Annotated in this window: 15 protein-coding genes and 1 pseudogene; 6 read left to right on the top strand and 10 right to left on the bottom strand. The window is 72.2% G+C overall.

Features of this window, described 5'->3' with window-relative positions:
• Window positions 1–337: 337 nt before the first annotated feature.
• Window positions 338–955, bottom strand: a pseudogene (locus Mam01_RS14070) (histidine phosphatase family protein); the annotation flags it as partial.
• 12 nt (window positions 956–967) lie between these two features.
• Window positions 968–1,876 carry a LysR family transcriptional regulator gene (locus Mam01_RS14065; RefSeq protein WP_204285774.1) on the bottom strand — a complete coding sequence of 303 codons (909 nt, stop codon included), beginning with the start codon at window positions 1,874–1,876 and terminating at the stop codon, window positions 968–970.
• A gap of 207 nt (window positions 1,877–2,083) precedes the next feature.
• On the opposite strand from Mam01_RS14065, the gene Mam01_RS14060 reads away from it, so the two are divergent.
• Genes Mam01_RS14060 through Mam01_RS36605 form a run of 3 tightly spaced genes read left to right on the top strand, consistent with a single transcriptional unit; the run spans window position 2,084 to window position 3,600 of the window.
• Window positions 2,084–3,001 (top strand): EamA family transporter, encoded by a 918-nt coding sequence (locus tag Mam01_RS14060; protein WP_204285773.1) that lies wholly within the window; start codon window positions 2,084–2,086, stop codon window positions 2,999–3,001.
• Between the two features lie 10 nt (window positions 3,002–3,011).
• Window positions 3,012–3,464, top strand: coding sequence for a Uma2 family endonuclease (locus Mam01_RS14055; protein WP_239101296.1), 453 nt, complete (start codon window positions 3,012–3,014; stop codon window positions 3,462–3,464).
• Window positions 3,451–3,600 carry a hypothetical protein gene (locus tag Mam01_RS36605; RefSeq protein WP_239101295.1) on the top strand — a complete coding sequence of 50 codons (150 nt, stop codon included), beginning with the start codon at window positions 3,451–3,453 and terminating at the stop codon, window positions 3,598–3,600. Before Mam01_RS14055 ends, Mam01_RS36605 begins: the two co-directional genes overlap by 14 nt.
• A 5-nt stretch (window positions 3,601–3,605) precedes the next feature.
• Here Mam01_RS36605 and Mam01_RS14050 read toward each other — a convergent pair whose 3' ends face one another.
• Entirely contained in the window at window positions 3,606–4,475 is an 870-nt protein-coding gene (locus tag Mam01_RS14050) for a LysR family transcriptional regulator (RefSeq protein ID WP_204285772.1), read from the bottom strand.
• Between the two features lie 70 nt (window positions 4,476–4,545).
• Between Mam01_RS14050 and Mam01_RS14045 the strand changes: the two genes are divergently transcribed.
• On the top strand, window positions 4,546–4,872 hold the full coding sequence (locus Mam01_RS14045) for a nuclear transport factor 2 family protein (RefSeq protein WP_204285771.1): 327 nt from the start codon (window positions 4,546–4,548) through the stop codon (window positions 4,870–4,872).
• Window positions 4,791–5,177: an SDR family NAD(P)-dependent oxidoreductase gene (locus Mam01_RS14040; protein WP_204285770.1), complete on the top strand. Its 387-nt coding sequence runs from the start codon at window positions 4,791–4,793 to the stop codon at window positions 5,175–5,177. Before Mam01_RS14045 ends, Mam01_RS14040 begins: the two co-directional genes overlap by 82 nt.
• A gap of 6 nt (window positions 5,178–5,183) precedes the next feature.
• Here the strand turns inward: Mam01_RS14040 and hemL are convergent, their stop codons facing one another.
• The 7 genes from hemL to Mam01_RS14005 form a co-directional block, all read right to left on the bottom strand.
• Window positions 5,184–6,479, bottom strand: coding sequence for a glutamate-1-semialdehyde 2,1-aminomutase (gene hemL / locus Mam01_RS14035; protein WP_239101294.1), 1,296 nt, complete (start codon window positions 6,477–6,479; stop codon window positions 5,184–5,186).
• Window positions 6,480–6,560: 81 nt separating this feature from the next.
• Complete coding sequence (locus tag Mam01_RS14030; protein ID WP_204285768.1) at window positions 6,561–7,205, bottom strand: bifunctional DNA primase/polymerase; 645 nt, start codon at window positions 7,203–7,205, stop codon at window positions 6,561–6,563.
• A 204-nt stretch (window positions 7,206–7,409) separates the two neighbouring features.
• A complete protein-coding gene (hemB, locus tag Mam01_RS14025) occupies window positions 7,410–8,396 on the bottom strand; it encodes a porphobilinogen synthase (protein WP_204285767.1) in 987 nt (328 codons plus the stop codon).
• A gap of 94 nt (window positions 8,397–8,490) precedes the next feature.
• A complete protein-coding gene (locus tag Mam01_RS14020; protein WP_204285766.1) occupies window positions 8,491–10,080 on the bottom strand; it encodes a bifunctional uroporphyrinogen-III C-methyltransferase/uroporphyrinogen-III synthase in 1,590 nt (529 codons plus the stop codon).
• Window positions 10,077–10,988: a hydroxymethylbilane synthase gene (hemC, locus tag Mam01_RS14015; RefSeq protein ID WP_204285765.1), complete on the bottom strand. Its 912-nt coding sequence runs from the start codon at window positions 10,986–10,988 to the stop codon at window positions 10,077–10,079. The genes Mam01_RS14020 and hemC overlap by 4 nt, the downstream gene beginning before the upstream one ends.
• Entirely contained in the window at window positions 10,985–12,364 is a 1,380-nt protein-coding gene (locus tag Mam01_RS14010) for a glutamyl-tRNA reductase (protein ID WP_150935788.1), read from the bottom strand. Before Mam01_RS14010 ends, hemC begins: the two co-directional genes overlap by 4 nt.
• A 25-nt stretch (window positions 12,365–12,389) precedes the next feature.
• Window positions 12,390–13,088, bottom strand: coding sequence for a redox-sensing transcriptional repressor Rex (locus tag Mam01_RS14005; protein ID WP_204285764.1), 699 nt, complete (start codon window positions 13,086–13,088; stop codon window positions 12,390–12,392).
• A 232-nt stretch (window positions 13,089–13,320) separates the two neighbouring features.
• On the opposite strand from Mam01_RS14005, the gene Mam01_RS14000 reads away from it, so the two are divergent.
• Window positions 13,321–13,569 (top strand): glutaredoxin family protein, encoded by a 249-nt coding sequence (locus Mam01_RS14000; RefSeq protein WP_204285763.1) that lies wholly within the window; start codon window positions 13,321–13,323, stop codon window positions 13,567–13,569.
• The last annotated feature ends 67 nt before the right edge of the window (window positions 13,570–13,636 follow it).

Below are 13,636 nucleotides of genomic sequence, written 5' to 3'. Positions count from 1 at the left end.
CTTGTACTACAACCGGTAGAGCTGTAAGCCTACCGACCGGTGCGGGTGCCCGGTTCTCTGGGGCACGGGTCTCCGGGGCACAGCCGCGTGTGCGGCATCGCCCAGGAGACGATCAAGCCCCGGGCATCGCTCGCGGGCCCGGCGTCTCCTCGTCCTCCGGGCCGGCCGCCGTCTCGGGATGGGCGCGCATAGCCTCGGGATCGATACGCAACCTCTCGGGATCGAGGTGCAACGCATCAGGAGGAACGTCGGCCTGCCCGGGATGGGTGCGCAACGCCTCCGGGAGGGCCGCGTCGGCCTGCTCGAACAGCGCGGCCTCGCCCTGCGGCTGCGCGACCTCCCGCAGCAGCGCCCCGGCGGGCTCGCTGTAGCCGACGCTGATCAGCCGGTTTCCCTCGAAGGTCAGGCTGGTGAGGCTGGCCAGCGCGCACTGGCGCCGGCGCGGGTCGTGCCACAGCCGCCTGCCCTCGGCGGCGAGCCGGATGACCCAGATCGGCAGCTGATGACTGACCAGCAGCGCCTCGTGGCCGCGCGCCGCCGCCCGCGCGTCGTCCACCACCGACTTCATGCGGGCCACGACCTCGCGGTACGGCTCGCCCCAGGACGGCCGGAACGGGTTCCTGAAGTGGCGGTAGGAGCGGGGATCGCGGAAGACGGTGTCGCCGCCGGTCATCCGCAGGCCCTCGAAGACGTTGCCCGCCTCGATGAGCCGCTCGTCGGTGGTGATCTCCAGGCCCAGGGCCTGCGCGGCCGGCTCCGCGGTCTCCTGGGCGCGCTCCATCGGCGAGCTCCAGACCGCGACGATGTCCCTGCCCGCGACGGCCTTGGCGACGACATCGGCCATCCGGCGGCCGGTCTCGGACAGGTGGTAGCCGGGCAGCCTGCCGTACAGGACGCCGCGGGGATTGTGGACTTCTCCGTGCCGGAGCAGGTGAACGATGGTCATCTCTGTCATGACCTGCACAGCCTACCCACCGGACGGCTCCGGGCACGCGGAGCGCAGCGCCTCGACGGCGGCGCGGATCGCCGGACGCCTCGCGGCGTCGGTCCGCCACACCGCGTAGATCCGCCGGACCGGCGGCGGCTGGACGGCCAGGACGGCGACGCCGTCCGGCAGCGGTCCCCGGCCGAGCCGCGGGATGAGCGCGCATCCGTGGCCCTCGGCGACCAGCGCGAGCTGGGTGGGGTACTCGTCGGCCATGCAGACGATGTGCGGCTCCCGTTCCTCGGAGCGCAGCAGGAACACCAGGAAGTCGTGGCAGACCGTGCCGGGGGTCGAGCTGATCCAGCTCTCGCCGTCGAGGTCGCTCAGCCGCACCCGGTCGGCGCCCACCAGCGGATGATCGGCCGGCACGACGACGTCGGCCACGTCGTCGAGCAGCGCCGTACGCGACAGCCCCTCCGGCAGGGCCATCGGCCGGTTGAGCCAGTCCTGGAGAACGGAGAGATCGAGGTCGCCGCGCGACAGCTCGCGGATCTGCCGCTCGGGCTCCCGCTCGTACACGAGCAGGTCGAGGTCGGGGTGCTGTCTCTTCAGCGTGGTGAGGGCGCGCGGCACGATGCCCCGCGCGGCGGTGGGGAAGGCGGCCATGCTCAGCCTGCCGACCACCTCCCCGCGCAGCGCCTCGAAGTCGGCCTCCGCCGTCTCCACGAGCGCGAGGATGCGTTCGGCGTGGTCGGCGAGCAGCCCGGCCGCGTCGGTGAGCTTCACGCCGCGGCCGTTGCGCTCGATCAGGACCGCGCCGGTCTCCCGTTCGAGCTTCGCGAGCTGCTGAGAGATCGCCGACGGGGTCACCATCAGCGCCTCGGCGGCGGCGCCCACGGACCCGTAGACGGCGACCGCGTGCAGTGCCTTCAGCCGGTTCAGATCCAACATGTAGCCAGTCTAAACCGTCCGGGTAAGAAAAACTCGGTTGTGCTCAACTGTTTAGCGATGCGATGATTTGGTTATGCGAATCTTCAACAAGTTCTTCACGAAGCCGTCCCGTTCCGAGCAGACCTCCTACCTGGAGACCCTGGCGAAGCAGGCCAGGCAGAGCCGGGACCGGCGCCCCTCCCGCTGACCCTTCCGGGCGACCGGTTCATGCGTCCCCGCCACCTGGCCCTGGCCGTCGCACTCGCCGCCGTCTGGGGTTGCAACTTCGTCGTCATGCAGACGGGCCTCAAGCATTACCCGCCTCTCACGTACGCCGCCCTCCGGTTCCTGCTGGCCGCCTTCCCCGCCGTGCTGGTCACCGGAGGACCGCGCGTGCCCTGGCGGTGGGTGCTGGCCACCGGCGCGTCGCTCGGCGTCGCGCAGTACGGCCTGTTGCTTCTCGGCATGCGCGCCGGCATGCCGGCCGGGCTGACCTCCCTGGTCATCCAGGTGCAGGCGGTCTTCACCGCGCTGTTCGCGACCGCGCTGCTCGGCGAACGGCTCGGGCGCCGCCGGATCGCCGGCACGGCCGTGGCCTTCGCCGGCTTGGGACTGATCGCGGCGGGCGTCGTCGCGAGATCGGGCGCGATCCCGTTCGGGGCGTTCCTGCTGTGCGTGGCCTCGGCGGCCGGGTGGGGCCTCGGCAACGTCGCCACCCGCAGGGCCGCGCCGCCCGACTCCCTGCGCTTCATGGTGTGGGTGAGCGCGGTCTCGGCACCGCCCCTCCTGGCGCTGGCCCTGGCGACCGAGGGCGCGTCCTCGCTCGGATCGTTCACCGTGGAGGGCGTGTGCGCCGTGCTCTACACCGCGTTCCTGTCGACCCTCGGCGGGTTCGCCGTCTGGGGATGGCTCCTGACCCGGTACGACGCCTCGCTCGTCGCGCCGTACGGCCTGCTGGTGCCGGTCTTCGGGCTCGCCTCCGCCGCCATCTTCACCGGGGAGCCCGTCTCCCCGCTCACGATCGCCGCCGGCGCCCTCATCCTCGCCGGCCTCCTCTACGCCAACGCCCGCCCCCGCACCGCCGCCACCCCCACTCCCGCTGACCGCGCGACAACCGGTCACTCTCGGTCATCATCCGAACGCTAAAGTTCGTGGCATGAGGAGCACATCCGCGCACCGACCCCCAGGCGGATGGACCGCGGACGACCTCGATCACCTGCCGTCCGAGGGCCTGGACGGAGAGCCTGACCTTTTCACCCACGTCGAGCTGATCGATGGAGCGCTCGTTCTCGCGGCACCTCAGAGACGGCTCCACCAGCGCCTGGTGCAGGGGCTGACCGCGCGTCTGGACATGCAGGCTCCCGCGGCCCTGACCGCTGTCCACCGGATGGACGTCAAGCTGGGGGACCGTACGCGGCCGTGCCCGGATGTGATGATCATCGATGCCGAGGCCGGGGCGGACATGGCCCGCACGTTCTACGCCGCGCGGGAGGTCCATCTCGTGGTCGAGATCGTCTCGCCGGAGTCCGTCGAACGCGACCGCAAGCTCAAGCCCGAGCGTTTACGCCGAAGCGGGCATCCCGCACTTCTGGCGGGTGGAGGAGCATGACGGCAGGCCGGTCGTCTACGTGTACGAGCGCGACCCGGCCACGGGCGGTTACACGCCGACCGGGATCCACCATGGGCACCTGGCGGTGCAGGTGCCCTTCCCAATCGAGGTGGACCTCGATCAGTTGGTGAAGTAAGAGGCCTAGGCGTGCAGGTGGGTGCGGGCTGACGTGTGGAACGCGGCCACCAGCCGGCCGCGGTCCTCGGCCCGGCTCGCCACGACGACGTGACCCGGTTCGACGCCGTGCAGCGGGACCGTGGTGAGGTCGGGCCGGATGCCGGCCGCGTACAGGGCGGCCGGGACGATGGCCACGGCCTGTCCCGCGGCGATGTGTTCGAGCTTGTCCTCGATGGTCTCGACGGGGGGTCCGCCGGGCGCGGGGCGCCCTCCGGGTCGCGGGTCGATGCGCCAGTACGCGTCGAACTCGGGATCCGGGAAGCGGGGGATCGGCTCGCCCTCGATGTCGTCGAGGGTGACCGACTCCTTGCCGGCCAGCCGGTGCCCGATCGGCACGAGCAGCGTTTTCGGCTCGTCGTAGAGGATCGTCACGCGCAGCCCGCCGGTTCGCAGCGGCAGCCGGGTGACCACCGCGTCGACCCGCCGGTCGAGCAGCGCCGCACGCGGCTCGCTCCATTCGAGGTGCAGCGTGCGTACGTCGGCGTCGGGATGCTTATGCCGCAGGTCCCGCACCGCCGGCGTGACGATCAGACCGGCGGTGTAGCCGATGGTGATCCGGGTGGGCTGGGCGGCGGCCCGGGCGACGGCCACGGCCTGCTCGGACGCGCGGAGCAACGCCTGTGCGTGTGGGAGGAAGGCCTCTCCCGCCTCGGTGAGCCGCGTGCCCTGCCGCGTACGGTCGAGAAGCCGCGCGCCCACCTCGGCCTCCAGCCGGCTGATCTGCCGGCTCAGCGACGGCTGCGCGACGCGCAACTCGGCCGCGGCGCGGCCGAAGTGCAGGTGCGACGCGACGACGGTGAAGTAGCGCACCAGCCGTAGGTCGAGATCCGTCATGCCCGAAGCGTATTACGTGGTGCGGAACAGGTCTTTGATCAGCCATGACGCGCGTCCCTACCGTGGACGCATGGCTACCGAGAAGGAAATGGCGGTCCGGCGCTTCTACGAGGCCCTGGCCACCGGTGACATGGCGCTGGTCGACCAGGCCCTCGCCCCTGACTGGGAGGCCGTCCCGGCTCTGCGAAGCGGAGGAGGCCCCGACGGATGGAAGAAGAGCATCGATCACCTTCGCAGCGTGTTCTCCGGCCTGACCGTCGTGATCGAGCACATCGTCGAGTCCGGTGACCTGGTGGCCGTGCGTTCGCGCCGGGGATGCGCGCCGCCGGGTGGGGGCGGATCGTCAACACCGGCTCGGGCATCACCACGACGCAGAACCGCGACCTTGCGTACATGACCAGCAAGGGCACCGTGCACGCGCTGACCCGGGCGCTCGCCAACGAGCTCGGCGAGAGCGGCGTCACCGTCAACGCGATCGCGCCCGGACTGGTGGCGACCGAGGGTTTCCTCGGCCGCGCCCGGGCGAACGGCCCGACCGCCGAGGAGGTGTTCGCCCGGGTGACGGCCATGCAGACCATCAAGCATCAGTCGGTCCCGGAGGACCTCGCCGGCGCCCTCGCCTTCCTGGTCTCGGACGACGCCGGCTTCGTCACGGGCCAGATCCCGCACGTCAACGGCGGCGTGACCCGTACGGGAGCCTGAGCCGTCTCAGGCCCCGGCGGCCTGGGCGGCGGCCTTGGCGGCCAGGGGCAGCGCCTCGGCGACCTGGGTGAGCGCCTCGTCGTCGTGGGCGGCCGACAGGAACCACGCCTCGTACGCCGACGGCGGCAGGTAGACGCCCTGGTCCAGCATGCTGTGGAAGAACGCCCGGTAGGCGTCGGTGTTCTGGGTGCGGGCCGATTCGAAGTCGGTGACCGGGGTGTCGGTGAAGAAGATCGAGAAGAGGTTGCCCGCCCGCTGGAGGCGGTGCGGCACTCCGGCGGCGGCCAGCGCGTCGGAGGCCGCCCGGCCGATGACCAGGGCGGAGGCGTCGATGCGGTCGTAGGCGTCATCGTCGCAGGCGCGCAGCGTGGCCAGCCCGGCCGCGCAGGCGAGCGGGTTGCCCGACAGCGTCCCGGCCTGGTAGACGGGCCCCTCGGGGGCGAGCGCGGCCATGACCTCCGCCCGTCCGCCGAAGGCCGCGGCGGGCAGCCCACCGCCCATCACCTTGCCGAACGTCATGAGGTCGGCCTCGACGGGGTCGACGCCGTACCAACCGGAGGCGGAGACGCGGAAGCCGGTGAGCACCTCGTCGACGATCAGCAGCGCGCCGTGCTCGGTGCACAGCTCGCGCAGGCGCGCGTTGAAGCCGTCGGCGGGCGGCACGACGCCCATGTTCGCCGGGCACGCCTCGGTGATCACGCAGGCGATCTCGAACGTGCGGAACGCCTCCTCGACCGCCTCGGCCGAGTTGTACGGCAGGACGATCGTGTCGGCGGCCGAGGCGCCGGTGACGCCCGGGGTGTCCGGCAGGCCGAAGGTGACGACGCCCGACCCGGCGGAGGCCAGCAGCGCGTCGACGTGACCGTGGTAGCAGCCGGCGAACTTCACGACCTTCGCCCGGCCGGTGAAGCCGCGGGCGAGCCGTACGGCGGACATGGTGGCCTCGGTGCCCGAGCTGACCAGGCGGACCTTCTCGACCGGCGCCACGCGGGCGACGATCTCCTCGGCGAGCAGGACCTCCCCCTCGGTCGCGGTGCCGAAGGAGAAGCCGCGTGCGACGGCCTCCTCCAGCGCCTCCACGACCGCCGGATGCCGGTGACCCAGGATCATCGGGCCCCAGGAGCACACCAGGTCGACGTAGCGGTTGCCGTCCACGTCGGTGATGTACGGCCCCTCGCCGGAGGCCATGAAGCGGGGCGTGCCGCCCACGGCGCCGAAGGCGCGCACCGGCGAGTTCACCCCGCCCGGGACGATCCGGCGGGCGCGGTCGAACAGGTCCTCGGAGGTCTGCGTGCGTGTCACGCCCTCCAGGTTACGGGCCGACCGGCGCGCGGGTCGTACCGGGAACCACCCGCGGAACATCCACGGGACCAGCCGCGAGAGCTACTCGCAGTAGTCGGCGAGCAGGTCCAGGACGCGCAGCGGATCGGGCAGGGGACGCCCGTCGGGAGGCCTGATCCAGCTCACGACGCCGCCGGTCGGCGTGGTGGACGGCGGCGCGAGCACGTAGCTCTCCCGGCAGTGCCAGCGCAGCCCCGGCGTGCTGTCGATGACCTCCGGGCCCGCGTCGAGGTGGCAGGACCACCACTCGTCCTCGTCCTCGGGGGCGCCGCGCGTGGCCACGAAAAAAAGCACCCGGTCGCCGTTCTCGGCGACCGGGCCGGTGTCGAAGCCCGCGGCGTCCATGGCCGTGAGCGTGGGGCGGCCCGCCTCGGCCGCCACGTCGAACACGTCGAACACCCTGCCGGTGGGCAGGATCACGTTCGCGTCCGGTTCCTGCTTCCACCACCGCGTCAGCAGCGCGGTGTCCGTCGTGGCCTGCATCTGCCAGGCGGGCGACAGCGGGTGCATCCCCGGGTCGGGACAGCCCACCCGGTCACAGGAGCACGCCCTGCCTCCCTCGGCCAGCGGATGGGCCCCCATACAGCTCGCCCAGCCCAGCTGGGCGTACTCGAGCACCGACGTCATCTTCGGTGGCGCGTGATGCGCGCGCCGTTTCGCACGGCGGGTCAGCGGTACTCCGACCATGGCGCTCCTCCCCACAAGCGACCTCAGCGGTCTCCGACGAGACACGCCCTGCCGCGCGGCCCCGGCGGCGCCTCGCCACGCTGCCCCGGCCACGCCTTAAACCGGCGGCGTGCGCCGGACATTCCGTCGCCGCCGCCGCCCTGCGATAGGCACGATGGTACGTACCTGCTGATTTCCCTCGCCTGGCAGGGCCCTGATGAGAGGTCAGGATAGTGCCCGGGCGACCTCCGTGGCCCAGTACGTGAGGATCATGTCGGCCCCGGCGCGGCGGATCGCGACCAGCGACTCCATGATCACCCGCTCGCGGTCGATCCAGCCGTTGGCCGCCGCGGCCTCGACCATCGCGTACTCACCGCTGACCTGGTAGGCCGCGACGGGCACCTCGACCAGGTCGCGCACCTGGCGCAGGATGTCGAGGTAGGCCAGGGCGGGCTTGACCATGACGGCGTCCGCGCCCTCGGCCAGGTCGAGGCGCACCTCGCGCAGCGCCTCGCCGACCGGACCGGCCGGGTCCTGCTGGTAGGCACTGCGGTCGCCGAACTGCGGCGCGCACTCGGCGGCGTCGCGGAAGGGCCCGTAGAAGCCGGAGGCGTACTTGGCCGCGTAGGCCAGGATCGGGATCTCGGCGAAGCCGTTGCCGTCGAGGGCGGCGCGGATGGCCTCCACCTGGCCGTCCATCATGCCGCTCGGCGCGATCATCTGGCTGCCGGCCGCCGCCTGGGCGACCGCCGCCGACGCGTACCGCTCCAGCGTCGCGTCGTTGTCCACCTCGCCGTCGGCGGTCAGCAGGCCGCAGTGGCCGTGGTCGGTGTACTCGTCCAGGCAGGTGTCGGTCATCAGGACCAGCGCGTCGCCCAGGTCGGCGGCGAGGTCGCGCAGGGCCACCTGGACGATCCCGTCGGGGTCGTCGGCGCCCGAGCCCCGGGCGTCCTTGTGCGCCGGGACGCCGAACAGGATGATCCCGCCGACACCGGCCTCCGCCGCCTCGTGGGCGGCCTTGCGCAGCGACTCGCGGGTGTGCTGGACGACCCCCGGCATGGAGCCCACCGGCTGCGGCTCGGCGATGCCCTCCTTGACGAACACGGGCAGGATGAACTCGGCCGGATGCAGCCGCGTCCCCGCGACCATCCGCCGCATCGCGGCGGTGCGGCGCAGCCGCCGGGGCCGCGCCACCGGGTATCGGGCGTTCACAACGATCTCCCCGCTCTGGACCGCGCCGGCCCGCGGGATCGCCCCGCGGGCCGCGCGCGAATCACATCCACTCGCGCTTCTACTTCACGCGCTTCTACTTCACCCTGCGCCGCGCGCCCCGGCGCATCTGGGAGGGGCGGCGGGGCACCTCGCCCGCCGACACCGCGGCGTGGCGCATCTTCGCACCGTAGTCCGCCAGCGCGGCGGCGAGGGCCGAGGCGGACGGCCTGTCGGCCATCACGTCGACCCGCAGGCCGAACTCCTCGGCCGTCTTGGCCGTCTGCGGCCCGATGACCGCGATCACCGTGACGTTGTGCGGCTTGCCGGCGATGCCGACGAGGTTCCGTACGGTCGAGGACGACGTGAACAGCACGGCGTCGAACCCGCCACCCTTGATCGCCTCGCGGATCGGGGCGGGCGGCGGCGCGGCCCGCACGGTGCGGTAGGCCGTGACGTCGTCGCACTCCCAGCCGAGCTCGGTCAGCCCCGCGACCAGCGTCTCGGTCGCGATGTCGGCCCTCGGCAGCAGCACCCGGTTGATCGGATCGAGCATCGAGTCGTACGGCGGCCACTCGGCCAGCAGGCCCTCGGACGACTGCTCGCCCGTCGGCATGAGGTCGGGCTTCACGCCGAACTCCACCAGCGCCCGCGACGTGGCGTCGCCGACCGCGGCGACCTTGAGCCCGGCGAACGCGCGGGCGTCCAGGCCGTACTCCTCGAACTTCTCGCGCACGGCCTTGACGGCGTTGGCGCTGGTGAAGGCGACCCACTCGTAGCGTCCGGTGACCAGGCCCTTGATGGCGCGGTCCATCTGCTGCGGGGTGCGGGGCGGCTCGACGGAGATCGTCGGCACCTCCTCGGGCACCGCGCCGTACGAGCGGAGCTGCTCCGACAGGCCCTTCGACTGCTCCTTGGTGCGCGGCACCAGGACCCGCCAGCCGAACAGCGACTTGGTCTCGAACCACGACAGGCGGTCGCGCAGGCCGACGGCGTCGCCGACGACGATCAGCGCGGGCTCGGTCATCCCGGCGTGCTTGAGGTCGGGGCCGAGCCGTCCGAGCGTGGAGACCACCGTGTACTGCTCGGTGGTGGTGCCGTCGCTGGTGACCGCCACCGGCGTCGAGTCGGGCTTGCCGCCCCCGATCAGCGCCTTGCTGATCGGGACCGCGTCCGCGACGCCGTTGTAGATCACGAGGGTGCCCGCGCAGTCGGCGTGCCTCGCCCAGTCGTCCACCTGCGCGGCGTCCACGATCCGGAACTCCGGCGCCGACGCCGCGGGCGGGATGCCGGCGTACGTCAGCACGGCCGTGGCCGGCGGCACGCCGGGCACGATCTCGAAGTCGACGTCCGCCTTGGCGCAGGCGGCCACCTCGTCGGTGACGGAGGAGAAGAAGGACGGGTCGCCCGAGCACAGCCGCACCACGGTGCGGCCCGCCTTGGCGGCCTGGATGGTCTTCAGCGACACCGAGTTCTCCGCCGCTTCGGCGGCGATGTCGACGACCTCGACGTCCTCGCGGCAGTGGCGCAGCAGCGGTCCGTACGCCCGGCGGTCGAGGACGGCGACGTCGGCCCTGCTCAGCAGGTCGGCGCCGCGTAGTGTGAGCAGGTTCTCGTCACCGGGACCGGCGCCCACGAAGGCGACGAACCCGGATCGGGCCTGGGTGCTGTGATCGGCGGGGCTCAATGGGCCTGCTCCCCCATCAACGTGTCGGCCCCTTCGGCGATCATGGCTGCCGCGAGTTCACGGCCGAGCTCCACTGCCGCCGGAGAAGGTCCGGAGGTGGACTTGCGCACCGACCGTGCGCCGCCGACGTCGACGACGGTTGCGGTCAGATTGAGAATGTGCCCGTCACCGGAGGCGAAAGCACCTACCGGGGCCGCGCAACCGGCCTCGAGGGCGGCGAGCACCGAACGTTCGGCGGCCACCGCGGCCCGCGTCAGCGGGTCGTCGACGGCGCTCAGCAGTTCGATGAGATCGTCACGGTCGGCCAGGCACTCGACGGCGAGGGCGCCCTGCCCGGGGGCGGGCAGCATCTCGCCTACTTCGAACACCTGGGCGATCTCCCCGTCCCGGCGGATCCTGGCCAGCCCGGCGGCGGCCAGCACGACGGCGTCGAGCTCGCCCGACGTCACCTTGCCGATGCGGGTGTCCGCGTTTCCCCTGATGGGGACGTATTCGAGATCCGGCCGGAGCAGGCGCAGCTGGGCCACCCGGCGCGGCGACCCGGTGCCGACGCGCGCTCCGGCGGGCAGGTCGCGCAGCCGCACCGGACCGACCAGCGCGTCGCGGGGGTCGTCCCGCTCGGGGATGGCCGCGAGCGCGATGCGCTCGTCCTGCTTGGTCGGCAGATCCTTGAGCGAGTGGACCGCGAAGTCGACCTCGCCGGCGAGCAGCCGCCCGCGCAGGTCGTTCACGAAGACGCCGGTGCCGCCGAGCTGGGTCAGGTGGGCCCGGGAGACGTCGCCGAACGTCGTGACGCCGACGAGCTCGACCTCCCGGCCGGTCAGGGCGGTCAGCCGGTCGGCGACGATCCCCGACTGGGTGGTCGCCATCAGGCTCCTGCGGGTGCCGAGACGAAGAGGCGTGCTCATCGCTCCACCTCCGGGCTGTTCGGGCTCCGCATGCCGTCGAGGCTCCTCAGGCTGTCCAGGTTCTCCAAGGTCTCCAGGCCGTCCAGGCTGTCGAGACACGACACGGCGTCGGGCGCGTTCGGGGCGAGGCCGAACAGCTCGCGCAGCGCCTCGGCGTACTGGTCGCCGCCCGGCGCCGCGGCCAGCCGCTTCACCCGTACGGTCGGCTCGTGGAGCAGCTTGTCCACGACCCGCCGCACGGTCTGGGTGACCTCGTCGCGGGTCCGCCCGTCGAGGCCGGGCAGGCGGGCCATCAGCCGGCCCATCTCGGCCTCCACCACTCCGGCGGCCTTGCTGCGCAGGGCCACGACCGTGGGGGTGACCAGCGCGGCGCGCTCCGCGTGCAGGTAGGCCGTGACCTCCTCGGTCACGATGCGCCCGACCTCCCGGATCGCCTCGGCCCGGCCGCCGTCGGCGACGTCGTCGCCCACGCCGTCCTGCTGCATCGACTCCAGGTCGACGAGCGTCACGCCGGGCAGGTCCCGTACGCCGGGGTCCACGTCGTGGGGCAGCGCGAGGTCGAGCAGGAACAGCGGCCGCTCGCGGGCGCCGATCATCTCGGGGTCGATCGTGCGGGTTCCGGCGCCGACGCAGGAGATCACGAGGTCGGCCGCGGCCAGTTCGGCGGGGATGCCGGCCAGGTCCGCGGCGCGCCCGCCGACCGTCTCGGCGAGCCGCTCGGCCCGCTCCCGGGTGCGGTTGGCGATGACGATGTCGGTCACGCCCGCGCGGGAGAGGGTCGCGGCGGACAGCGCGCTCATCGAGCCCGCGCCGACGACCAGGGCGCGCCTGCCGGCGATCGGCCCGAGGACCCGCTCGGCGAGCGTCAGGCCGACCCCGACGAGCGAGGCGCCGGCCCGGTCGATGCCGGTGTCGGCGTGCGCCCGCTTGCCGGCCCGCAGCGCGTGCTGGGCCAGTTCGTTGAGGGTCGTCCCGGCGGTGCCCTCCTCCTGCGCCAGGCGGAGGGCGGTCCTGATCTGGCCGAGGATCTGCCCCTCGCCCACGACCATGGAGTCGAGCCCGCAGGCGACCGTGAACAGGTGCTGGACCGCCCGGTCCTCGTAGTGCACGTAGAGGTGCGGCGCGAGCCGCTCGTGCGGCAGGCCGGAGTGCGCGGCGAGCAGGCCCGTCACGGCGCCGAGGCCGCCGTGGAAGCGGTCGACCGCGGCGTAGACCTCGACGCGGTTGCAGGTGGAGACGACCAGCGCCTCGGACACGTTCTCGTCGGCCTGCAGGTCGTGCAGCAGCTTGACGAGGGCGTCACCACTGACCGTCACGCGTTCGAGCAGGGCGACCGGGGTGGTCCGGTGGCTCAGGCCGACGACGAGGATACTCATGAGCTCGCTCCCACTGATGGCTCACTCACATGACCACCCCGTCCGGCCACTCCTCGGCCATGATGGGTCCTCCATTAGCCTTGCGCTGCTCGTGGAACGCAAGTATCTGCAGTTCGATAGATAAATCGACTTTACGGACATCTACGCCGTCAGGCACAGCCAGGACGACGGGGGCGAAGTTCAAAATACTGGTGACGCCGGCCGCGATGACACGGTCGCACACCTGCTGGGCCGGCGCGGCGGGGGTGGCGATCACCACGATCGACACGCCGCGCTGCCTGATCACCGTCTCCAGCTCATCGGTGTGCTCGACGACGAGACCGGCGATGCGGTCGCCGACCACGTGCGGGTCGGCGTCGAGCAGGCCCGCGATGCGGAATCCGCGGGAGGCGAACCCGCCGTAGTTGGCCAGCGCCCGGCCGAGGTTTCCGACGCCCACGATCGCCACCGCCCAGTCCTGGGTGAGACCAAGCTCACGCGAGATCTGGTAGATGAGGTACTGCACGTCGTAGCCGACGCCCCGGGTGCCGTACGACCCGAGATGGGAGAGGTCCTTGCGGAGCTTGGCCGAGTTGACGCCCGCGGCGACCGCCAGATCCTCCGAGCTCACCGTCGGCGTGCCCCGCTCGGCCATCCCGTTCAGGGCACGCAGATAGAGCGGCAGCCTCGCCACGGTGGCGTCGGGGATACCGCGATCGCGTGCCTGCGGGATACGGCGGATCACTTGCCGGAACTCCAGGGGGACGGACGGCCGGTGCGCCCCCGGCCGCAAGGGTGGATGCGACGGAATGAATCCAGGTTAGTGCCTTTGTGAAGCTATGCACAAAGTCGATCGTGCTCTCCAGCGTCCCAGGAGGGTGCGCCGGTCGCCGATCCGGGTCCACCGGGGTCGTGACGCACATGATCGCGGCACCCGGGGATCGTGGGGACGCCGGGAGCGTGACTACGCTGACGGCATGGCTCCTGCGGATCACCGGATCACCCTGCTCGGCAAGCCCGGCTGTCATCTCTGCGACGACGCCCGCGCGATCGTCGAGCGGGTGGCGGGCGAGCTCGGCGTCGCGTGGGAGGAGCGCGACATCACCGCCTCGCCGGAGGACCAGGCCGAATACTGGGAGATGATCCCGGTCGTGCTGGTCGACGGCGTCCAGCACACCTACTGGAGGGTCGACGAGACCCGCCTCCGCGCCGCCCTCGCCCGCTGACGTCGGCTCCCGATCTCAACTGGCCCCCGCGGCCGCCGAATGGTGACGGGGGCCGTGGAGACCGACC

Source organism: Microbispora amethystogenes (assembly GCF_016863015.1).
GTDB classification, from domain to species: Bacteria; Actinomycetota; Actinomycetes; order Streptosporangiales; family Streptosporangiaceae; genus Microbispora; species Microbispora amethystogenes.
The sequence above is the reverse complement of the archived record's forward strand: the minus strand, read 5'-3'. Positions and strand labels throughout refer to the sequence as shown.